Below are 708 nucleotides of genomic sequence, written 5' to 3'. Positions count from 1 at the left end.
TTTTACCATCCACTATTAGCGCACAGCCAGAAAGAGACATAGCAGCAACAATAGCAGACAGCGCTACACAGATAGATTTGGTTTTCATTACAAGTGCATTCCTATTGATTGGATTAAATTGCTTTCTTAAAAAATTTTGACTGATAATTACTACGTGCTTTTAGTAGCGCTTGAGTATCTTTACTTTTCCATTCGCTTAGCTTAGCCGCTAGGGTAATACCTGCATTAAGTTCCATTTGATATTTAGTCTCGAACCAGAGCGGGGGATAATGTTTCATTTCCCGAATATAACCCCTAACAGGAAGAAGATAACAATAAGACCTATAACAACCTTTGCACACTTGAAGCAGAAGGTGAGAATATCGTTTATTGTTTTATACAGCTTTTCTTTTTCGCTCATTAATCCATCCAGTAATCAAAACTATCTACAGAGGTGGCGTAAAGCTGTGCATTATATTCTTCACCTATGCCGCCTTGTTCAACACGATCTAATACACGCTTGATGAACTTACTACCCCTTGCTTTAGCGTCGTACTTGTGCCAGAAGTCGCAAGCCTGAGAGGGGCTTACACGCGCTGTTTTGAGCATTGCCGCTAAGATGCCTTGCGGGTAACGTGCAGCCTCAAAACTTAATCCCCACGTATCAATAAGGCGGATCTCTTCGATGTAGTCAGTTTTACCCTTCAGCAATGCATCTTTGCCCTTGTA

General features: G+C 41.1%; 1 protein-coding gene. It reads right to left on the bottom strand.

The annotated features are described in order from the left end of the window. Positions 1-399: 399 nt before the first annotated feature. Positions 400-708 (bottom strand): hypothetical protein (locus CWM53_RS30990; protein ID WP_165785070.1); only part of this gene is annotated, 309 nt, incomplete at its 5' end.

Origin of the sequence: Klebsiella sp. A-Nf5 (assembly GCF_002810545.1) — a bacterium.
In the GTDB taxonomy this organism is placed as follows: domain Bacteria; phylum Pseudomonadota; class Gammaproteobacteria; order Enterobacterales; family Enterobacteriaceae; genus Klebsiella; species Klebsiella variicola.
Note: the sequence above shows the minus strand (reverse complement) of the source record. Positions and strands in the feature narration are given on the sequence as shown.